The organism is Mangrovivirga cuniculi, assembly GCF_005166025.1.
Lineage (GTDB): Bacteria > Bacteroidota > Bacteroidia > Cytophagales > Cyclobacteriaceae > Mangrovivirga > Mangrovivirga cuniculi.
In genome coordinates, this window is the sequence record NZ_CP028923.1 from 1,952,456 (window position 1) to 1,976,434 (window position 23,979).

The 23,979-nt window shown below is 38.2% G+C and carries 13 protein-coding genes; 11 read left to right on the forward strand and 2 right to left on the reverse strand.

The window, feature by feature from the left end:
* Positions 1-6: 6 nt before the first annotated feature.
* From DCC35_RS08655 to DCC35_RS08705, 11 genes are all read left to right on the forward strand, one after another.
* A complete protein-coding gene (locus DCC35_RS08655) occupies positions 7-330 on the forward strand; it encodes a SprB repeat-containing protein (RefSeq protein ID WP_137090406.1) in 324 nt (107 codons plus the stop codon).
* Positions 297-10,589, forward strand: coding sequence for a fibronectin type III domain-containing protein (locus tag DCC35_RS08660; protein WP_137090407.1), 10,293 nt, complete (start codon positions 297-299; stop codon positions 10,587-10,589). Before DCC35_RS08655 ends, DCC35_RS08660 begins: the two co-directional genes overlap by 34 nt.
* Before the next feature lie 156 nt (positions 10,590-10,745).
* Positions 10,746-12,134 carry an ATP-binding protein gene (locus DCC35_RS08665; protein WP_137090408.1) on the forward strand — a complete coding sequence of 463 codons (1,389 nt, stop codon included), beginning with the start codon at positions 10,746-10,748 and terminating at the stop codon, positions 12,132-12,134.
* Between the two features lies 1 nt (position 12,135).
* Positions 12,136-12,594, forward strand: coding sequence for a hypothetical protein (locus DCC35_RS08670; RefSeq protein ID WP_137090409.1), 459 nt, complete (start codon positions 12,136-12,138; stop codon positions 12,592-12,594).
* 448 nt (positions 12,595-13,042) lie between these two features.
* The gene (locus DCC35_RS08675) at positions 13,043-15,532 is read left to right on the forward strand and encodes a hypothetical protein (protein ID WP_137090410.1); all 2,490 of its coding nucleotides are present in this window, start codon (positions 13,043-13,045) and stop codon (positions 15,530-15,532) included.
* A 2-nt stretch (positions 15,533-15,534) separates the two neighbouring features.
* Entirely contained in the window at positions 15,535-16,944 is a 1,410-nt protein-coding gene (locus tag DCC35_RS08680) for a GH-E family nuclease (protein ID WP_137090411.1), read from the forward strand.
* A 2-nt stretch (positions 16,945-16,946) separates the two neighbouring features.
* Positions 16,947-17,882: an ankyrin repeat domain-containing protein gene (locus tag DCC35_RS08685; protein WP_137090412.1), complete on the forward strand. Its 936-nt coding sequence runs from the start codon at positions 16,947-16,949 to the stop codon at positions 17,880-17,882.
* A gap of 111 nt (positions 17,883-17,993) precedes the next feature.
* The gene (locus DCC35_RS08690) at positions 17,994-18,269 is read left to right on the forward strand and encodes a transposase (protein WP_137090413.1); all 276 of its coding nucleotides are present in this window, start codon (positions 17,994-17,996) and stop codon (positions 18,267-18,269) included.
* Between the two features lie 5 nt (positions 18,270-18,274).
* Complete coding sequence (locus DCC35_RS08695; protein ID WP_394347723.1) at positions 18,275-19,120, forward strand: IS3 family transposase; 846 nt, start codon at positions 18,275-18,277, stop codon at positions 19,118-19,120.
* Positions 19,121-19,313: 193 nt separating this feature from the next.
* A complete protein-coding gene (locus tag DCC35_RS08700; RefSeq protein WP_137090415.1) occupies positions 19,314-20,192 on the forward strand; it encodes a DUF808 domain-containing protein in 879 nt (292 codons plus the stop codon).
* A gap of 132 nt (positions 20,193-20,324) precedes the next feature.
* A complete protein-coding gene (locus DCC35_RS08705; RefSeq protein WP_137090416.1) occupies positions 20,325-21,338 on the forward strand; it encodes a DUF697 domain-containing protein in 1,014 nt (337 codons plus the stop codon).
* Here the strand turns inward: DCC35_RS08705 and nadB are convergent.
* The gene (nadB, locus tag DCC35_RS08710; protein ID WP_137090417.1) at positions 21,335-22,921 is read right to left on the reverse strand and encodes an L-aspartate oxidase; all 1,587 of its coding nucleotides are present in this window, start codon (positions 22,919-22,921) and stop codon (positions 21,335-21,337) included. The genes DCC35_RS08705 and nadB overlap by 4 nt on opposite strands.
* Before the next feature lie 11 nt (positions 22,922-22,932).
* Positions 22,933-23,931 (reverse strand): quinolinate synthase NadA, encoded by a 999-nt coding sequence (gene nadA, locus DCC35_RS08715; protein WP_394347719.1) that lies wholly within the window; start codon positions 23,929-23,931, stop codon positions 22,933-22,935.
* Between the last annotated feature and the right edge of the window lie 48 nt (positions 23,932-23,979).

The window sequence follows — 23,979 nt, forward strand, 5'->3', positions numbered from 1 at the left end:
TACAGAATGAGTAAACGAAATCACATAACGAAAAATTTATTTCTGGTTCTATTTTTTATAATATCTGGTTATACAATTAATGCCCAGATAATTATCACAGCAGTTTCAACTGACGTATCCTGTAATGGGGCTGATGATGGCACTGTTGAAATAACTATCCAAAATGGAACTCCAGATTATACTTTATTCCTTTTCGATGCAGATGCGTTTCCAGGGGGCTTTTACAAACAGTACCTGGTATTTCATCGGATACTTATACATTTACCGATCTGGAGGCCAGAAATTATCAGGTATTTGTGCGTGATAATAATGGTACAGGACCTTCAGTAGGATCTAATACGGTTTCTGTCGCTGAACCAGACCCGATAACTTTTACTTTTAATAGTACTAATATCACCTGTAATGGGGCAGACGATGGAACATTAACTTTTGAAAACGTTTCTGGGGGAAATGGTGGTTATGAATATAGTATTGATGGTGGAGTAAGTTATCAAGGAAGTTTATCATTTAATAATCTGATACCGGGCTCTTACGACCTGATTGTAAGAGATTCGGAAAGTTGTTTATCATCTGTCAGCAATATTGTTCTTACAGAACCTGATGTTGTGACATTAGGAAGTATTAGTGTTACTGATGCTATTTGTTTTGGTGAGACAGGAACACTAGAAATTAATGGTATATCAGGAGGAACAACTCCCTATGAATATAGTATTGATAATGGGACAACCTTTCAAATTTCTAATGTTTTTAATCCTTTAGCTGGGTCCTATGACATTGTAGTAAGAGATGCTAATGGATGTACAGTTACAGGTAATGCAACTGTAAATGAGCCAGTTGCAGTGACTATCGATGCTGTGTCCTCGACTGATGAAACGTGTAATGGTGCCTCAGACGGAACTATTACGGTTGATGCAGTCAGTGGCGGAGCCGGAGCACCTTACGAATACAGTACCGATGGTGGGGCAACCTTCCAGGCTTCGAATACATTTTCAGGATTGGCCGCCGGAACGTATGATGTTATTGCCAGAGATGAAAATAACTGTGAATCAGCTGTTACTCAGATAACAATCAATGCAGCCACAGAAGTTCTGATTGACAATATAGCTACCATCGATGCCACTTGTAATGGGGATACAGATGGTGAATTAACGATAACCGCTTCTGGAGGAACCGGAACCTTTGAATATAGTATTGATGGTGGTGCTACTTTTCAGGCATCCAATACTTTTAGTGGTCTTTCAGCAGGAACATACAATGTTCAAGCCCGGGATGGAAATGGATGTTTATCAGGTATCACTCCAGCGACAATCAATGAACCAGCTGCAGTAACGATAGATAATATTACAGCGAGTGATGTTCTTTGTTTCGGAGAATCAACGGGTTCGATCACTGTAGATGCAACATCTGGTGGTAGTGGAACCTATGAATACAGCATTGATGGCGGAACTACATTTCAGGCATCAAATATATTTAATGGATTAGCTACCGGGACTTATGATGTACAGGTAAGAGATTCAAATGGCTGCTTGTCAGCGATATCAAATATTGTCATCGATCAACCAGCGGCATTAACAATCGGATCGATCGATGCTACTGATGCAACTTGTAATGGAGCATCAGACGGCACGATTACAATAAATAATGTGACTGGTGGGACTACACCGTATGAATACAGTATTGATAACGGAGCAACGTTTCAAGCAGTAAATAACTTTACAGGAATAAGTGCTGGGACTTATAATATTGTCGTGCAGGATGCTAATGGATGTACAGTTACAGGTAATGCAACTGTAAATGAGCCAGTTGCAGTGACTATCGATGCTGTGTCCTCGACTGATGAAACGTGTAATGGTGCCTCAGACGGAACTATTACGGTTGATGCAGTCAGTGGCGGAGCCGGAGCACCTTACGAATACAGTACCGATGGTGGGGCAACCTTCCAGGCTTCGAATACATTTTCAGGATTGGCCGCCGGAACGTATGATGTTATTGCCAGAGATGGAAATAACTGTGAATCAGCTGTTACTCAGATAACAATCAATGCAGCCACAGAAGTTCTGATTGACAATATAGCTACCATCGATGCCACTTGTAATGGGGATACAGATGGTGAATTAACGATAACCGCTTCTGGAGGAACCGGAACCTTTGAATATAGTATTGATGGTGGTGCTACTTTTCAGGCATCCAATACTTTTAGTGGTCTTTCAGCAGGAACATACAATGTTCAAGCCCGGGATGGAAATGGATGTTTATCAGGTATTACTCCAGCGACAATCAATGAACCAGCTGCAGTAACGATAGATAATATTACAGCGAGTGATGTTCTTTGTTTCGGAGAATCAACGGGTTCGATCACTGTAGATGCAACATCTGGTGGTAGTGGAACCTATGAATACAGCATTGATGGCGGAACTACATTCCAGGCATCAAATATATTTAATGGATTAGCTACCGGGACTTATGATGTACAGGTAAGAGATTCAAATGGCTGCTTGTCAGCGATATCAAATATTGTCATCGATCAACCAGCGGCATTAACAATCGGATCGATCGATGCTACTGATGCAACTTGTAATGGAGCATCAGACGGCACGATTACAATAAATAATGTGACTGGTGGGACTACACCGTATGAATACAGTATTGATAACGGAGCAACGTTTCAAGCAGTAAATAACTTTACAGGAATAAGTGCTGGAACTTATAATATTGTCGTACAGGATGCTAATGGATGTACAGTTACAGGTAATGCAACTGTAAATGAGCCAGTTGCAGTGACTATCGATGCTGTGTCCTCGACTGATGAAACGTGTAATGGTGCCTCAGACGGAACTATTACGGTTGATGCAGTCAGTGGCGGAGCCGGAGCACCTTACGAATACAGTACCGATGGTGGGGCAACCTTCCAGGCTTCGAATACATTTTCAGGATTGGCCGCCGGAACGTATGATGTTATTGCCAGAGATGGAAATAACTGTGAATCAGCTGTTACTCAGATAACAATCAATGCAGCCACAGAAGTTCTGATTGACAATATAGCTACCATCGATGCCACTTGTAATGGGGATACAGATGGTGAATTAACGATAACCGCTTCTGGAGGAACCGGAACCTTTGAATATAGTATTGATGGTGGTGCTACTTTTCAGGCATCCAATACTTTTAGTGGTCTTTCAGCAGGAACATACAATGTTCAAGCCCGGGATGGAAATGGATGTTTATCAGGTATTACTCCAGCGACAATCAATGAACCAGCTGCAGTAACGATAGATAATATTACAGCGAGTGATGTTCTTTGTTTCGGAGAATCAACGGGTTCGATCACTGTAGATGCAACATCTGGTGGTAGTGGAACCTATGAATACAGCATTGATGGCGGAACTACATTCCAGGCATCAAATATATTTAATGGATTAGCTACCGGGACTTATGATGTACAGGTAAGAGATTCAAATGGCTGCTTGTCAGCGATATCAAATATTGTCATCGATCAACCAGCGGCATTAACAATCGGATCGATCGATGCTACTGATGCAACTTGTAATGGAGCATCAGACGGCACGATTACAATAAATAATGTGACTGGTGGGACTACACCGTATGAATACAGTATTGATAACGGAGCAACGTTTCAAGCAGTAAATAACTTTACAGGAATAAGTGCTGGAACTTATAATATTGTCGTACAGGATGCTAATGGATGTACAGTTACAGGTAATGCAACTGTAAATGAGCCAGTTGCAGTGACTATCGATGCTGTATCCTCGACTGATGAAACGTGTAATGGTGCCTCAGACGGAACTATTACGGTTGATGCAGTCAGTGGTGGAGCCGGAGCACCTTACGAATACAGTACCGATGGTGGGGCAACCTTCCAGGCTTCGAATACATTTTCAGGATTGGCCGCCGGAACGTATGATGTTATTGCCAGAGATGGAAATAACTGTGAATCAGCTGTTACTCAGATAACAATCAATGCAGCACCTTCTGTAATATTAGACAATATTGATGTAACTGATATTACTTGTAATGGAGATGCTGATGGTGAATTAACAATAACTGCCTCTGGTGGAGATGGAACTTATGAGTATAGTATTGATAATGGTAGTACGTTTCAATCTTCAAATACTTTTATCAACTTATCAGCAGGAACGTATGATGTAGTAGTTAGGGATGGAAATGGATGTCTCGCTAATAATCAGGCTGTTGTTAGTGAACCTGCAACCTTATTAATAGATAATATTTCTACTGTAGATGCTGGATGTACAACTGGAGCGGACGGAGAAATCACAATTACAGTTTCCGGAGGAACTCTTGATTACGAATACAGTATAGATAATGGTAATACATTCCAGAATTCTAATACTTTCACTGGATTAACAGCTGGTACGTATGACATTGTAGTCCGTGATGCAAATGGTTGTACTGTTAATTCCACTGCCACGGTAGATCCAGGTGCAAATATTACCGTCGATAATATTGTAGTCACTGATGAATCATGTGAAGGAAATGCTGATGGAAGTATAGAATTACAAAATATAAATGGAGGAACTCCGCCATACCGATTTAGCATTGATGGTGGGGCAACATATCCTTTTAATGATCCTCTAATCGGTGGTCTACTGGCAGGAACTTATTCGTTATTTGCCATAGATGACTCAGGTTGTTTCGTTGATCTTGGTACCCAGGTAATAAATACAACACCTAGAGTTACTCCGACAATATCTATTGCGGCTGACCAAAATCCAACTTGTACTGGAAATACGATAACATTTACAGCGAATGTAAGTGATGCAGGAACAGACCCTGAAATTGCATGGTTTGTAAATAGTGTTGAGGTTCAGGCCGATAATTCAGGTATTTATGTTGGTTCTTCATTAAACGACGGTGATGTTATATCTGCTGAAGTAAGGATTACCGATCCGACATTCACTTGTGTAACATCTAATACAGGTGTTTCAAATGATATTGTAGTTGATTTCCAGGATAATTTAGTAGCCTCTGTTAACCTGGTAGCTGACCCGGATCCGGCATGTAGTGGAGATCTTATTACTTTTACTGCATTACCATCAAATGGTGGATCTAATCCAACCTATGAATGGTATGTAAATGGCAATTTACAGGCCGGTGAAATTTCTGAAACTTTTGCAAGCTCTACTCTAACTGATGGAGACAATGTGGAAGTTATCATGACAGCTGATCCATCCTTAACCTGTGTTAATGGCAGTCCGGCAAGTGCATCAACAAATGTTACCATTTCTCCGTCAGAAAATTTAACAGTAGATATCACTGCTGATCAAGTAGAAATTTGTGAAGATGGAACTATTAGTTTCAATTCAACAATAAATGGAGGAGGAACCAATCCTTTCTACCAATGGCAGCTTGATGGCAATGCTATATCTGGTGAAAATAGTGATTCATTTATATTATCAGGTTTAGCACCAGGTACCTATGATATAACTCTTGAAGTTGTATCAAGTAATCCATGTGCTGTTGGAAGTCCGGCAGTTTCTGCTCCGATTACTATAACAATAGATCCAAATCTAGTTTCAGATATTTCCATTTCTGTAGATCAAAATCCGGCCTGTATAGGCGATGATGTTACGTTTATAGCGAATGTGACAAATGGAGGAGCTAATCCGGATATTCAGTGGAGAGTAAATGGTGTCGATGTTTCAGGCGAAACCGGAACAACATTTATATCATCTACCTTGAACGATGGTGATATTATAACCGCGTTTTTAACTGTTGATCCGACAGCAAATTGTATAACACCAGCAACATTAGAGTCAAATTCAATTCAGATGGCAATTGGCTCTAATTTTAATCCACTGGCAACTATCTCTCCGGACCAAAATCCTATCTGTTCCGGAAATGATGTATTGTTTACGTCTTCAGTAAATGCTGTAGGACCAAACCCATCATATCAATGGAGCATCGATGGTGTGGAACAAAGTGGAGAAACAAATGACACATTCCTTGCTTCAGGTTTAACTGACGGACAAGAGGTTTCTTTAATAGTAACTGTAGATCCTTCATTTACCTGTGCATCTCAGACTGAAACAGGTGATACAGTAGCGATTAGTGTCTCGTCTTCTATCGATCCTGTGGTGTCATTATCAAGTAACAATAATCCGGCATGTCCTGGTGAGGATATTGTATTTGAAGCCCAGCCAACTAATGGAGGAGCAAATCCTTCATATGAATGGTTCCTGGACGGGAATTTAATAGCCGGTGAAAACACAGAAACATTAGTTATAAATACCACTTCACTAAGTGGTGGAGAAGTAGTAACAGTGGAAATGACTGTAGATCCCTCATTGACTTGTGCTACTTCCAATACAGTATCTGATTCTGAAACAATTCAGCTAAATACAGCTACTCCAGTTGGGGTGAGTATTACAGCTGATCAAAATCCGGTTTGTAACGGTGAGGTAATAACTTTCACCGCTACCCTCAACAATGCTGGTGCTAATCCGACAATATCATGGTTAGTGGATAATGTAGTTGTTCCAGGAGAAAATGGGCTTTCCTACTCAGCAGTACTATCTGATGGACAGGTGGTGAACGCAGTAGTTGAAGCTGATCCTTCTCTGACCTGTGTGTCCAACAATCCAGCGGAATCAAATGAAATAACTGTTAATACAACATCGAATATAGATCCTGAGGTTACGATTTCTGAAGATCAAAATCCTGTTTGTATTAATGATGTCGTAACATTTACCTCAACGGTAAGCAATGCAGGAGCTAATCCAACATTTGAATGGTATGTTAACGGTACTATTGTATCAGGACTTAATTCTGACACTTATGCAACTGATACCTTATCAGATGGAGATGTAATCAGGCTTGATGTAACTGCAGATCCTTCATTTAGTTGTGCATCAACTAACCCTGTTCAATCAAATGAAATTACTTTATCTGTTGTTGATCAGTTGACTGCATTTGTAGCTATCCAACTAGATCAAAATCCATCGTGTACTAATGATGAGGTGACATTTAGTGTTGCTTTAAGTATTGGTTCGGGAGTTAACCCAACCTATGAATGGTTTATTAATGGAAATCCAACTGGGGAATTTGGAGAGAGTTTCACTACTAGTTCAGTTGTTACAGGAGATGAGGTATATGTACAAATGACTTCAGATCCGTCTGCGAGTTGTATACAGGGAAGCCCTGCCACATCAAATACTATTCAGATCCAACGTGTTTCTGAGTTGACAATGGATGTAACTATAAATGCAGACAGAACACAAATTTGTGATGGAGAAGAAGTAAATTTCACCTCTCAAGTTCAAAATGCAGGAGCAAATCCATCATACCAGTGGTTGGTCAATGGTTCTATTGTGGATGGAGAAATTTCAGATTCGTTTACGACCAGTACCTTAAACGATGGAGATGAAGTAAGTGTAATAGTTACGGCAGACCTTGCATTAAGCTGTGTTACTAATTCTCCTTTAGAATCTAATCAAATAGAAATTAGCGTAGGAGGTGCAGATCCGGTAGCTGTAAATGTAACCGCATCTGAAACTGCGATTTGTTCAGGTACGGTGGTGACTTTTACAGCTGAAGCTTCTAATGCCGGTCAGAATCCTTCATATCAGTGGATTATAAATGGTGTAGATGTTGCAGGAGAGACTTCTTCCACATTTACTACAAATACTTTATCAAACGCTGATGTAGTTTCTGTTAGATTAACAGCCGACCCAGCACTGACTTGTGCGATAGGCAGCCCGGTCGAATCAGATGGTATCACAATACAAGTAGATGATTCAGCACCAGTTTCTCCTGTATTAGATCCAATCACCAATGCAATATGTGAATCAATAACTATTAGCTGGAATAATGTAACAGGGGCTTCGTCTTATGAATTGGATGTATCTGAGGACAACTTTGCTACATTTATTCCGGGGTATGATGCCTTTACGACTGATCAAAATTCAGTAACTGTAACTGGCTTAACACCTGGTACGAATTATCAGGCAAGAGTCAGAGCATTAAACGGCTGTGGAGTTTCCTCTGATAGTAATATAGAAACCGCTGCACCTTCCAATGAAGGTCCACAGGCTCCTCAAAATATTCAGGCCACTGCCTTAGATTGTGATGCATTTACACTTTCATGGGATGCTGCAATAGGTGCATCAGGATATTTTGTCGATATAGCTATTGATGCCGGTTTTACAAATAAAATAATAGATAACGCAGATGCAGGTAATAATCTGACCTTCGATGTTAACGGGTTGAATCAGAATACTGATTATTTTGTAAGGATAGCAGCATACAATACTTGTGCAACGGGGCCTTATTCAGCAACAGCAACTATTACAACTCTCGGAACACCAAATGCACCTGCAATTACTTCTTCAAATGAATTGTGTGATCGCTACACTGTAAGTTGGAATGCTGTTCCCTCTGCAAATACATATGTGATAGATGTTGCCTTTGACGCAGGATTTAATACTATCCTACCAAACTATACCAACAGGGATATTGGTAATGTTACTACTTTTGAAGTAACGGGTATACCTGCGGAAACAACAGTGTTTACTCGATTAAGAGCTGTAAACAATTGTGCAACAAGTATAAATTCAAATGTAGTACAATCTACTACACTTGCAGAGGATGATCCTGCTTGTACAGGAGGAGGAATTGGTGATTGTGCAACTGTTCAAATAACACCAGAACCGGTTGCAGCTACATGTTCAAATTCTGATGGTGGAGTATTCTTTGATATCGTACCTGAAACACCTGCAGTCAATAATGTGGGAGTGATAATAGATATTAGTGGTCCTGCAGAAAGAACTAATTTTAATGATTTTACTTTCGACGGGCTTCCTCAGGGTATATACGACTATACAATAATATATGGTGATTCGTCATGTGTTAAATCGGGACAATTCACTATCGACAGATCAGGAACAATCGGGGAACCAGTTGTATCGCAAGTTCAGAATTCAACTTGCGTAAATGATCCATCAGGATCAGCCAGAGTGACCTTCCCTGATGAACCTTCCGGAGATGTATTGCAATGGTCAGTTGATGGTGTGAACTGGAATAACTTTATTAATGGAGATGTTATTACCGGATTACCTGCAGGAGCAGAGCCTTCAAACGAATTAGTGATTAGCTTTAGAAGAAGCGAAAATGATGCTTGCTTTGCAGGAACAACAATTATAATCGGAAATGAATATGAAGATTATAACGCTGATATTACAGTGCTGGAAGAAGCAACATGTAATGCAAATGATGGTGTTGTTGAGATTTCAAATATAACCGGAGGTACCGGAAGTTACGAATATCAACTGGATGGAACACCAACAGCATTCCCTGCTGACGGTATTTTTGATGGCCTGACAGGTGGTACACACGAACTGCTCATTATTGATACAGGAGTAGATTGTAGTAAGGCTATACAATTCTTTGTTCCTAGTCCGGGATTAGTAGATTTCACAACAAACGCATCTGATCCGACATGTGCCGGAGACGGGCGAGATGGAGCTATTGAAATACAGATAGATCCTTCATTCCTGCCTGGAACTTATGAGATCGCTATTGCTGAGCAACCAGGCGTAGATACCGGGTTTGTTGCAGTTCCATCTAATGGTAGGTTTGTATTTAGTGAACTTGATCAAGGCACTTACTATGTGGCTGTGAAAGGAGTTGGCGATGATGCATGTCCAAATGAAGAGGTGATAACTATAAGTGGTGGGCCTCTGGCTGTTGCCTTTGAAACACAGCTTATATGTCAGGATAATGAACAAGCATTACTATTAACAAATATCCAGGGAGAAATTGGAGTTGATTTTAGATTACAGGTTCGAAATATTTCAGGAGGTGCCGGAGGGTATAATAAAACATTCAATGTTCCTTATTCAGATATCTCAGGAGGTAACTACTTGATTGAAGACAGTGATCTCTTTGATTTCTTACTAATACAAGATTTTTATACTGCAACACTTTCTCAAACACAATCAAATTGTTCTCCTGCAGAGGAAGTAGAAAGTGAAAATGTTGATTTCCAGATTCGCGAAATTCTGGATTTTGAAGTAGATAATCTTGTAGAATCTTTCCCTGATAGAGCTACCGGGTCGATGAGAATAACAAATATAACCGGAGGAACACCTGGGTATGAAGCATCAATTGAATTGATAGCTCCTATATTCGCTGATCAGGGAATCTTTATTGATTGGACAGACGTGCCACAGGATAATCAGTCATTGAAGTATGAAATCACATTTGATGATCTTTATGCCGGAGATTATAGTGTGATGGTAAGAGATGAAGGAGGCTGTGAAATAGAGAAAATCATCGAACTACCACTAGATGAGAGCATTTTTATACCAAATGTCTTTACTCCAAACAATGACGGGTTTAACGATACATTCTATATCCGAAACCTGCCTGATAATTCCAGATTAGTAATTACTAACAGGTATGGTCGTACTGTTTATGAAACTGATGATTACGACAATGAAAATGGATTTGATGGGGGTGATGAGCCGGATGGAGTTTATTATTACTATCTGGAAGTTCCAGGAGGAGATTCATTCTCAGGTTGGGTGGAGATATGGAAAGGTCCAACTGACTGATAAAATATAATATAATTGTAAGCCGGATTTTTGTCCGGCTTTTTTTATTTATAAGTGTTTGGTTGAAAACACAGTATATTGTATTATTGAACCCGATTCGAGAAATATCTTTCAACCATTGATCGAATTCATTTTTTCAACCATAACACAATTTTTATGCTGGATACCTTACGAAAAACCAGTCAAGGTAAACAATCGATTAATTCAGCTGGTAAGTTTGAAAACTACGAATATTTAGCACTGAATATATCCGCTTTTAGTAAAGTAGAGTCCTGGGTGAAAAAGGTAATGCATTCAAGACTCAGTGAATTAAAAGACAATAAATCACCTCGGGAGTTTAAAGATCTATGTGAGATACCAGAAATACCTGAAAATTCTTCATGGCACCAGTTAGTTGATGAATTTGATACATCAATTGCTGAATTATTTATGATTTCAGTGGTATTCACTTCTCAGTTTCAGCCATTTTCTTTATTACCATTATGGTCTAATGAAAAACTTAATTATTGGGCCGGGGGAGGAAAAGTAAAAGATCAAGCCACTATCTCACCAACAATAAGAACCATTTTGTTTTTACTGGCAGGATTTGACGGAGTGAAAAGGGCTTTATACTTAAATCAGTTGATAGATAGTCGATTGATAAAAGAGCAAGTGCTACATGTAAGCAGAGCCGAAACAGAAACATTTGAGAATGGGATATTAAGAATCAGCGATGAACATTATTGCTCATTGATGACAGGAAAGAAACCCGTGATTAAAGTTTCTGCAGATTTCCCAGCCACCTTACTCACAACCAATAAAACTTTTTCTGATCTCGTACTAAAAGATAATACTAAAGAACAGCTTAATTCGCTTATTAACTACGTAAAATATAGTAATGAATTATATGAAAATGCTGACTTTACTAAAAAAGTAAAGAGAGGCTATGTAGCTATGCTCTATGGTCCTCCCGGCACCGGAAAGACATTGACTGCATCTGTATTGGGAAAGGAGCTTGACACGCCTGTATATGCTGTTGATCTGTCTAGAGTGGTTTCTAAATACATAGGTGAAACCGAAAAGAACCTGGAAAAAATATTTGATCGACTGGAGTCAAAGGAATGTATCCTGTTTTTTGATGAGGCAGATGCTTTATTTGGTAAGCGAACTGAGGTGAAGGATGCAAAAGACAGATATGCTAACCAGGAGGTTGCTTATTTACTTCAACGAATTGAAAAATTCCCTGGTCTGGTATTACTAGCAAGTAACTTTAATCAAAATCTTGATATTGCCTTCAGAAGGAGGATTTTAACTTCAATTTTTATCCCACCTCCCGGAAAAGAAGAAAGAGAATTTTTATGGAAACAGAGTATTCCTTCCGGTTTTAAATTTGAAGAAGGCCACGGAGCTCAATATCTTGCGGAAACTTACCAGCTAACCGGGGCTAATATTAGTAATATTATCAAACTGGCTTGTCTTGAAGCAAAAAGCAATAGCACTAATACTCTTACCCTACATGTTTTATCAAAGTACGTAAAGGCAGAGCAGGCAAAAGAAAGAAGCTAATATGTTTGAAAAGGAAATAGCATATGTTGAGCCGCTTACTGCTGTAAATAATCTCAAAGATAAGTATAGTGGTAACATTTCATTAGAGAATCTTTCATCCTCAGAAAAGGAGGCATTGATTGATTTGGTAGAAAAAACTTCCGGAATGGAAGCCAGAGATATATCATCTCTATCTACCAATGAAATTATTGAAATTCTCGAACCGGCAGCTAAAGACGTGTCAAAAGGAACTCTGGTTAGAAAAGTTTCTGAAATCAAAAAGAGGGTCGGAAAAAAGAAACCAAAAATTAAAATTCCTTCAACAGATAAGCCTGTTGATAATTTCAGGAAAAAGAACCCTCTTAACCAATCTAAAGATAAGCTGCTAAAAATGCAGCAGATCACTGAGATAAGAAAAAGAAAGATCAAGTTCTCAAGCCTGTTAAAAAATTTTATAGTGGACTTAAAAAAGCTGAAATAGCTTCAGTAAAAGGGTTTAGAGAAAAGAATAAAATCAGGAGGCAGTTTGATGATTTTGAAAAAAGTCTGGCTTCAAAAAAAATCGAAGTAGGAACGAGCGATTTTAAAAGAGAATTAAATAAATATTTTCCAGATATTCAGTGGCAGCAGCCCGATATTGATTTATCGGGTCTTGAAAATCAGCTTAAAACCTTAAAAGAAGGATCGAATACCTCTTTAGATGATGAAAAAGAGAATACCGAAGATGAATTATCTCCAGATAAAAAGAATTTAAATAAGAAACCTGATGATTTAAGAAGAAAATCATCGACTAAAAACCAAAACAAAAAGAAGAAGCTGGAAAGGATCAGAATAATAAAAAGACCAGGGAAGAAAGGTCTACGGAACCAAGTAAATCGAAAGGGCTAAACGAAGAAAAGCAAGCAATTAAAATACCTGGTGGAACAGGTGTGAAACGTTCACCGATAGAGTTAGTTAAAAATCCGGATATTATCGCCAAAACCCTTTCTGAAGACTTTTCAGATCAACATGATAAAGCAAAAAAATCGATACCTGAAATTAAAAGTCCTACAGGATTATTTCCTGGCAAAACCGAGCTGCCTAAAATAACTCCAGAAGACAAAGGTGTTGAAAAGAAACAAGAGCTTAAAGAAAATGAAGAGCCTAAGAAAAAAGAGATTCCAGCCAAAGTTGAAAAGTCCCAATCTAAGGCAGTAGAAAAACTACCCGAAGATATTGGCGAGTTTCCAGACTCCTTACCAAGTGTAGAAGTTGACCTGGGGCCTAAGCCTGAATTACCATTGGAAGGGAAAGCTAACCCTGACAACATTAAGAATTTAAAGGAAGATACCACAATAGAGGTAGATGATAGAAAAAAGCGGTTTAAAAAATTTCTTGAAGCAAATCGCGGAATCGATTTAATAAGGCCCAAACCAGACAATGAGATACTAAAGGCTAAAAATAAACTTCCTGAAGAAACAGAAGAACTTAAGGCATCAGTTCAGGATAAAGTAAAAGATTCTATTCCGGAAATCGATCAGGGGTTTGTTGTAGAATCTGAAAAAAGTGTTGGACAGAAGTTACAGGAAGAGCAAAATAAGTTAGATAGTGGTCGCGAGGAGCTTAGCGCAAATAAGGAATCTGCAAAAAATGACTTCGACAAGAAAATTCAGGAGAAGGCAGCCGAAACCGAAAAAAGGCAGAAAGAAGCAAAATTAAAAGCCCAGGTTGAAGCCGATGCAAGAAAGAAAGAATGGGAAGAAGAGAATGAGGCAGTCTACCAAAAATATGAGAAAGATGCTGAACAAGCTGATAAGGAAACCAATGATAAAATTCAGGTAAAGCTTACTGAAACTGATAAAGAAGTCAGTGCAAAATTAACCGAAGCTCAACAGAAATCAGATAAAGCTATCGCTGATGCTGATAAACAAGCTGAAAAGAAGAAAAAAGAAGTTGAGGAGGATAAAAGCTGGTGGGATAAAGCAGCTGATGCTATATCAAGTGTATTTGATAGTCTTAAGTCTGCTATTAACAGCATTTTTGATGGATTGGTAAAGCTTGTTGAATCTATTGTTGAAGCAGCTAAATCGGCAGTAAACGGATTGATAGATGCCGCAACAAAAGCGATTACAGGTTTTATAAAAGCTTTTGGAGATATATTAAAAGGCATTGTCTCAGTTGCTTTTGCGGCTTTCCCCTCAATAGCTAAAAAATTTAATGATCTAATAGATAAGGCTGTTGATTTTGCTGTTCAAGCTGTTGAAAAAGCAGCTAAATTACTTAAAAAAGCTGTGAGCATGTTGCTTGATGCTTTTGCAGCAGCTATTAAATTTTATTTAGAAGCTTACAGGGCACTAGTTCATGCTGTTTTAAGTGTTGTTGAAGGTTTAGTTGCAGGCTTAATAAAAATATATAAAGGGATTACCAATTTGGGAAAGGCTGCTATGATATCTCCTGATCATTTTATGGGACAGATGTCTGAAGAATTATTGGGGCAGGATGTAACTAAACCTTTACCAAATGAGAGACCACTGGTTGAAAATCCAGAAGGAGCAGAATTAGATAAGGCTATAGCTGACTCTGAAATGATCAGAGAGGATAAAAACTTATTAGCTAAACAGTCTTATGAAGAATCTGATGTAGTCGCTGATGAAGTATTAACTGATGTTCAGTTTGATAAGGAACTGATGGCACAGATAGCATTAATGTCTGAGGGAGAAACTGTTGAATTTGGAGAATCAGATGATCAGGAACATGGTATAGAAGCTGTTAAGCAAGATGTGGTTAATTATTCCTCCCAGGATTCTGATACTGTCGAGACAACAAATCAACAAACGGCACAATCAGGATCGGCACAAGCAGCTATACAACAGGGTGGACAAATGGTAGGACCATTTAAAACACCAATGGAGCGTGCGGGCTATTTAGTAGGTACAATGCGTGATGCTGTTGTAAAATGGTTTAGTGAAAATAAAGCCAAGATCATTTTAAGCCTGATTGGAGCAATTGGAGGATTGATTTTAGCTAATATTTTAACTGGAGGGGCTATAATGGCAGCTATTCCATTACTTCTTCAGATCGTCGGGGCATTTTTTGCTGTTGAAGGAATTTACCAGATGGCAAAACATTTTGGTTCATATTTAGGGCAATCCTGGCCTGGCAATTTAGTTCAGGGAGCTACTCACCTGGCAAGGGGATTAGCTGCGTTAACTATTGAATTGGTATTTGCATTACTGTTTGGAGGAAAAGCTGCATTAAAAGGAGCTAAGACTGCCGTTAAAACAGTAGCTAAGCAAGGAGTGAAGGGCGCGGTGAAATCTGGAGCCAAAGCAGCTAAATCAAGTGTAAAGAAATCCTTTAAAGAGACAGGAGAAGCCGTTGGTAAACTTGGGAAAACAGCAAAAGAAGGGGGCAAGCCCTTGTTAAAAACGGTAAAGTAGCTATGAAAGGTGTCCGGAAAGGCATGGCTAAAGGAGCAAAGACCTTTGATGACCTGGGCAAGAAACTTAGCAAGAAGCTGCGGTTTAAAAAATTCAGAATTAGGGTTCAGAAGCGTCGATTTAAGCTTGAAGGTGAAGTAAATCCATGGGTTCTATTAGCTAATGGAGAAGTGAAACATGTTAAAGCTGATGATCCGAGAGTTAAGGGCAAACGGGTTGGAAGTAAAGTCAAAATGGATAAAGGCAGCGATGCGAAATGGAATAAAGAAAAGGATGGAGTATTAGTTGGATGGCAGGATTCTGAGGTTGGTAATAAATTAAAAGAAATTGATGATACCAATTTAAATGGTAGCAAATATGTTCAGGATTTAAATGCCGATGAAGCTAAAGCTATTGATGAATTCGCTGAGTTAACAGACCCAGGTATGTCTGATGAATTAAGAGGTAATAGAATACGAGGAGGCGCTAAAAGTGAAAGGGTTTCTTTGAGAAAATCAGTCAGGGAAGAGATCTTTAAAAATGCAGATTCCGGAAGAACGGATGCAAATGGTTACAAAATTTATCTTGATCAGAAGACAGGTCTTGAAATTCCGAACTACGGCAAGTATTATCCTAAAAAGACACCACTTGGTCATCCTCACCCTAAAGCTGGCCAAAAAGTTCCTGAAAACCTGGTTGGTAAACCAAGAGCTGATATAGGTCATACAGATGGTAATGAATGGAAAAAAAGATTAGAGGAATATAAAAAAGAAGGAAGGACTCGTGAGGAAATAATTGAATTAGAAAATGATCCAAGCCTATACGGTTTAGAGGAGAGGAGTTCCAATCGAAGTAGGAAAGTTATAAAGTCAGAGACACGTTCTGACGAAGATATTTTCAAGTCTGGATGGAATAGAGAAAAAGTTCAAGAAATCCCAAAAGGAAGTCGTCCGCATCCTAGAGAATATCTAAGAGAAGAGATAATTAAGTCTCATGCTAAAAAATTTAAAGAAGAAGGTGCATCTTTTATCGTAGTGAAAAGTTGGACGGAAGGTGGAAATCCAAGATACATATCTTTACCGCCTAAAAAGTTTGTTGGGTTGCAAAGTGAAATGGATGAAGTTTTAAATAAATATAATATGGATAAGGATTGGACCATATTAAGAGATGAACTCAATCTCGGAAAAGATGTAGATTTAAGCTCGGAAGAAATTTTTTATGTAAAAATTTCTCCTGAAAATAAAGAGTTTAAATTTGATATTCCTGATGGCAACGAGTTGGGTGCAATCGAGGGAGAATGGGTGCCAGGAGGTAAAACCAAAAGCGGTATAAGTGAAGCCTCCTTAATCGGTTCTGAAAAAGTTATTCACAATAAAGATATAAATCAATTATTAGAAGCCTTTGGTGAAGGGAACTGGGAAAAAATAAAATAAAGATGAATCAATTTATAAAAGCAGTTGAAAATAACGAATTAACTGAATTTAGTTTAGGATTAAATTCTTATTATTTACAAGATCCACAAATAGATGAACATTGGATCTTAGGTCAATGGAAAAAGTTTATTATTCCCGCCATCGAAAATGACCCTGAATTGGAAAATTCAGTTATTCAGATGCTTAAGAGTTTAATTAAAAATAAAGAGCATGACCTTGAGGAAAGAGTAGAATCCTTATTGTATCATCTTTATGTATATTTTTATTTTAAAGATCAAAAAGTTATAAATTTTGAAATTGAAGAAATCACAGAAAATATTAATGCATTTGTAGAAGAATATTTCAACTATTTAAATAAAAGCAAAAATGCCACCAAATTAAATGAATTAAGTTCTTCGATTGAATCTATCAAACGAAAAGGAGGGCTGCCTAACCTCAATCTTGACTTTAAAAATTATCAGGAGGAATTTGAAATCGCTGTAGCCAGAGGGGAAAAGGATAAAGTAAAACAACTTTTAGAGAATAGACCTATAGATATAAATAAATCAAATGAATTTGGTTATCCTCCTTTACATAATGCGATTCGAAAAAAAAATGAAGAAGTAGCATTATATTTAATAGATCAAGGTGCAGAAATTGATAAAATTGATGCTGATGGATATCCTCCTGTTTATTACACTGTCAAGAGGAACCTGCCAAAAGTACTTGAATCTTTAATTTCCCAAGGGGCAAATTTAAATTTCAGAGATGAAGAAGGGAATAATTTGATCTGGCTTGCACTGATGACAAATAGAGGTGGAGACAATGAAATAGTTGAAATCTTATTAGATAAAGGGGTAGATCCTAAGCAAAAAAACTTTCATGGAGTGGATGCCTTAGGTTTGTTGTCTATGCCTAAAAATGACTCAGTTAAATCATTATTCATGGATTTTTTATAGCATGGGTGGGCCTATTTAATTTACCTGCATTTTGTTGTTAGCTAAAAAGTGAGCATTCCCCAAAAATCAGGACAGTGAATTAAGTTAATATTTATACTTAAATTTACTGCAATGACTAGAAGAAAATTCACCTCGAAGTTCAAGACCAAAGTGGTTTTGGAATTATTAAAAGAACATGCCTCCCTGGCAGAGCTTGCTCAGAAATACGAGCTGGCCCCACAGCAGCTCAGCAACTGGAAGCGGGAGTTCCTCAACAATGCTGAAGAAGTTTTTGAAAAGGGGCCCAAGAGCAAGCAAGCCCAGGCCGATGAAGAAAAAGACAAGCTGCTTAAAACCATTGGCAAACTGAAGGTGGAAAATGATTTTTTAAAAGACGCTTTGCGCTAGAATCTCTGGCAAAACGACGTACAATGATACGCAAGGGTCATTCTAATTTGAGTCTGAAAGCTCAGTGCAAACTTCTGAATGTTCACCGCTCAGGCATTTACTATAAATCAAAACCGGAATCATCGCTGAACCTGGAACTCATGCGGCTGATGGATGAGCATTATCTGCATCATCCCTACAAGGGGGCGCCTCGTATGTACACCTGGCTCACCCGGGACAAGGGCTATACCATCAGCCGTAACCGGGTGGAACGCTTGTATTATCGCTGCATGGGCCTGCAGGCAGTGATGCCCGGAAGGCATACCTCGCGGCGCCATAAAGCCCACAAGGTATATCCCTATCTGCTGCGCAATCTGCAGGTTAGCCGGCCCAATCAAGTCTGGGCCATGGACATCACCTACATACCAATGAAGAAAGGATTTATGTACATGGCAGCCATCATCGACCTGTATAGCCGCTATATCGTAGGCTGGTCGGTCTCCAACAGTATGGACGCAGATTGGTGCAGGGAAGTACTGGAAGAAGCCGTCAATGAATATGGGCAGCCGGAGATCATCAATACCGATCAGGGTAGCCAGTTCACCTCTGAGGCTTTTACCAGAGCGGTCCTCTCAAGGAACGTTCGCTTGAGCATGGATGGCAAAGGAAGAGCGATTGACAACGTGTTCATCGAACGCTTCTGGCGTACGTTGAAGTATGAGGAGATCTACCTAAATCCACCAGCAGACGGTGTGAATCTATACGCTCAAGTGACTGAGTTCATGAACAAGTACAACCACCATCGATGTCACAGCAGTCTGGATGACCGTTTTCCGGCAGAAGTATACACAAAGATTGAGCAGGCGGCATGAGAAAGAGTTTTCCACATTCCCACACTATAATGAAAATCTTTGAAGAGATTTTCCGGTGTGGAAATATGGAAAACTCAGCAAACAGTTGTAAACTTAAAAATCAAGAAAAGCTGTCCTACCTAATGGGGGATGCTCATTTTAGCCTGATTTAATAATGAAGCTAGTTAATGGTAAACGCAATATATAAAATAAAATGACCTCAGGATTTTTTGCTCTATTAGATGACATAGCAGTACTTATGGATGATGTAGCTGTTATGAGTAAAATAACTACCAAAAAAACGGCTGGCATCCTTGCTGATGACCTGGCGGTGAATGCAGAAAAAGCTTCTGGTTTTGTATCATCGCGAGAATTAATCGTCCTGTGGAAAATTGCCAAAGGATCTTTTTTGAATAAATTGATAATTTTACCTGTTGCATTTCTGTTAAGTGCTTATTTCCCAATTGCTATCACTTATCTTCTTTTAATCGGAGGGGTATATTTAGCTTACGAAGGAGCAGAAAAAATATATGAATATCTTTTCCATAGAAAGGATATTGAAGATAAACCCAAAGTATCAGAGATGAAGCCTGAACAGGCATTGGAATATGAAAAGAAAAAAATAAAGTCTGCTATAATAGTAGATTTTATACTATCAGTAGAAATAGTAATTATTGCTTTGGGTACTGTAGTTGAAGAACCATTAAAAATGCAAATAATTGTAGTTTCATTAGTGACCTTATTAGCTACGGTAGGTGTTTATGGATTGGTGGCACTATTAGTAAGAATGGATGATTTCGGTCTTAAATTAATAGCAACAAGTGATTCTAAAGTTTCTAAAAACATTGGTAAAGCAATGGTAAACACATTGCCTTTTTTAATTAGAAGTTTAGGTGTAATTGGTACGTTGGCAATGATTTTAGTTGCAGGAGGTATTTTTGTTCACAATCTGGATATAGTGCATGATATAGTACACGGATTTCCTTCAATATCAGGTGAATTTACTGTTGGATTATTGGTAGGAATTGTTGCTTTGTTTGTTGTTAAAGTCATCTTAAAAATGAAAAAGGTAATCATTAAAAATAATTTTTAAGGTAAAATATTAAATGAAAACGATGGAACTATGACTTAGTTTCAGAGTGGTTGTAAATTATAATAGCATAAATTTTGTGAACTAATAAGGCTATTGTTTTAACTTAATAAGAATTACTATCATAGATTGAGTATGAGAAAGCAGCTGAAAAAGTTAATTACCACTTTATCATTTTTGATCATTATTGTGTTTGTGATCTTCACAATAAATCAGCTGGTAGACCTATATGCCAATTTAATAGTTATAAACGAGACCCTGGCAATAGTAGTAACTTTATCAGTAGCGCTTATTCTTTTAGGTTTATTAATTACACCATTTATCTTATTCATAAGGTTGCCCAAGGCCATCTCTAAACCATTAACTGATGATGAGTTTCCGGAATATAGGAGGAAAGTCATAGCAAGATTAGCCACAAATCAATTAATTAAAGGTAAATATGATCTTTCAAATGAAGATGGAATATTTGAGGCTCTGAATTTATTAAATAGTAAAGCTGATAAGGTGATTCATGAAACTGCATCGAGTGTGTTTTTAACCACTGCAGTTTCTCAAAATGGTAAGCTTGATGCTTTCACTGTATTAATTACGCAAACACGTATGGTTTGGAAAGTTGCACACATATACTGGCAACGTCCTGCATTAAGAGATATGTTAAACTTATATGCAAACGTAGGTGCGTCAACATTTTTAGCTTCGGAGATAGAAGATTTGGATCTTTCAAGGCAAATCGAGCCTATTATTAATGCGATGGTTAAGAGTCCGGGAAGGTCACTTCCGGTAGTAGGCCATGCAGCACATATTATAACAGATTCATTATTGGAAGGATCCACCAACGCTTTTTTAACATTAAGGGTAGGAGTGGTTACTAAGAGATATTGCGGGGCAGTTGGTGCTTTGGATAAGAGAGAAATAAGAAGGAATTCATATTTAGAGGCCTCAGGAATGCTTAAAAACCTGGTTTATCAATCTTCTTCTAAAGTTATAAAAAGTCTTCTTAAAGCCACTCGTGATTCAGGTGTTAATACTGTAAAATCAGGATTCGGGGTTATTAATAAAGCTGCCAGGAATGTTAAAGAAAAACTGGAGAATCTTACCAGAAGGACTAAAAAAGACATAGATCAGCAACCTAAAGCTGACCTCAATTAATCCTGCAGGCTTTCTTCGAGATCAATATTGTAATAGCCTCCCACATTAATAGTTCTTTTTTCAGAGCTTTTAACGATCGTATAACAAACATCGATCATATTCCTAAGCTCACAAAGCTGAGTAGAAATGATGAGTTGTTTATATAATGCATTGGTTTCCTCATACATAACTTTGAGTCTTCTCAATGCTCTTTTTAATCTTTCTTCAGACCTAACAATACCTACATAATCACTCATTAGAGTCTTGAGTTCGTTCATACTACAAGTGATAAGTACCAATTCTTCGGGTGGTACAGTAAGATCAGCATTCCATGCGGGTAAATCTTCATTAATCTTTACCGAATCAACTTTTTCAGTAATATCTTCAAAACAACGATGAGCATAAACTATTGCTTCGAGTAATGAGTTGCTCGCTAGTCTGTTAGCTCCATGCAATCCCGTTCTGGAACATTCACCACATGCATATAAGTTATTAATGTTCGTTCTGCCTTTCAGATCAACATTTATGCCACCGCAAACATAATGAGCAGCAGGTGCAACAGGAATATATTCTTTAAATGGGTCGATACCTATATCGATACACTTATTAAGAATATTTGGAAAATGTTCTTTGAACTTATCATTATCTAAGTGAGTGCAATCCAGAAAAACACATTCATCACCCAGTCTTTTCATTTCACGGTCAATAGCTTTGGCTACAATATCCCTAGAAGCTAATTCACCTCTTTCATCATATTTAAACATGAACCGCTCACCTGACCGGTTCTTTAATTGGGCTCCAAACCCTCTTACAGCCTCTGAAATTAAAAAAGAAGGGTTCTCTCCCTGCTTATACAATGCTGTAGGGTGGAATTGAACAAATTCCATGTCTCGTAATTTAGCTTTAGCTCTGTAGGCCATTGCAATACCATCGCCAGTAGCTATTAAAGGGTTGGTGGTTGTACGATATACCTGTCCGATTCCACCAGATGCCATCACAGTGAATTTGGCTTTAAACGTTTCTATAGAATCTGTTTTCTGATTGAGAACATAGGCTCCATAGCAATTTAATTTCTTTCCCTCTTCATATTTGCGAATTCTTTGGGTAACCTGATGTTCAGTAATCAAATCAATAGCAAAATGATGTGAGAGTAGAGTTAAATTGGGGAGTGACTTAATTTTACTTAGCAGGGTGCTTTCCATTTCAAATCCAGTAATATCCTTGTGGTGAACAATTCTATTAGCGGAATGTCCACCTTCCAGGCCAAGATCGAAATCCCCCTCCGGTGTTTCATCGAATTGAGCTCCCCAGGAAATGATTTCTTTAAGTCTGTCAGGACCTTCTTTAACCACCGTTTCGATTACATTGGGATCACCCAGTCCGGACCCTGCCTTAATCGTATCATTGATGTGCTGTTGGAAAGAATCAGATAATTCATCCAAAACTACCGCTATGCCACCTTGTGCATATTTAGTGTTTGATTCACTTTCATCAGCTTTAGTGATGATAGTGACATTTTTATCAGGGAATCTTTCGGCAAACTTTATTGAAAAAGTTAATCCGGCAAGACCGGAGCCAATAACCAACACATCACTTTCTGGCATAGATTAAAAAGTTATTTTGATAACTCCAGCATTCTTTCGATTGGTTTTAATGATCTTAATCGAAGTGATTCATCAATATTAATTTCAGGAGTTTCATATTTCATACATAGGTATAACTTCTGAAGTGTATTCATTTTCATGAATCCACATTCTGAGCATGCACAAGTATTGTCTTCATGAGAAGGTGCTGGTATAAGAATTTTTTCCGGTACTTCTTTCTGCATTTCATGGAGTATACCTGCCTCTGTTGCTACAATATACTTATCGTTTTCATCATTTTTTACAAAATTAATCAGACCACTTGTAGATCCGATGTACGATGCTGTTTTCAATATATGACTTTCAGATTCAGGGTGAGCTATAATAGTAGCCTCTGGATTTTCCTTATGTAATTCGAGAAGTTTATCAATAGAAAAAGCCTCATGGACGATACAGCTACCATCCCACAGAAGCATATCTCTACCAGTTTCTTTAATCAAATATCGACCAAGATTTTTATCTGGTGCAAAAATGATTGGTTTATCTTCTGGAATTGAATCAATGATCTTTTTTGCATTAGAAGAAGTACAAACTATATCACTTAATGCTTTAATCCCTGCTGAACAATTTATGTAGGTCACTACAACATGATCAGGATGTTGATTTACGAACTTTTCAAATTCCTCGGGAGGACAAGACTCGGCTAAAGAGCAACCTGCATTGAAATCAGGTAAAACAACTTTTTTAGTGGGATTTATGATTTTTGCAGTTTCGGCCATAAAATGAACTCCTGCAAATACTATCATATCTGCATCGGTTTCAGCTGCCTTTTGCGAAAGGCCCAGGCTATCACCAATATAATCAGCTATTTCCTGTATTTCAGATTCCTGGTAATAATGAGCTAAAATAACTGCATTTTTTTCTTCGCGAAGTCTGTTGATCTCTTCAACTAAATTAGTGTTTGCTGGTACTTCTACATCCAGAAAACCTTTTTTCTCAACAGCTTTTCTATCAATATTTTTAATCATCATTTTAGGTAGTTGCTGGGCAAAGTTAATCAATAATTAAATTTCACTACA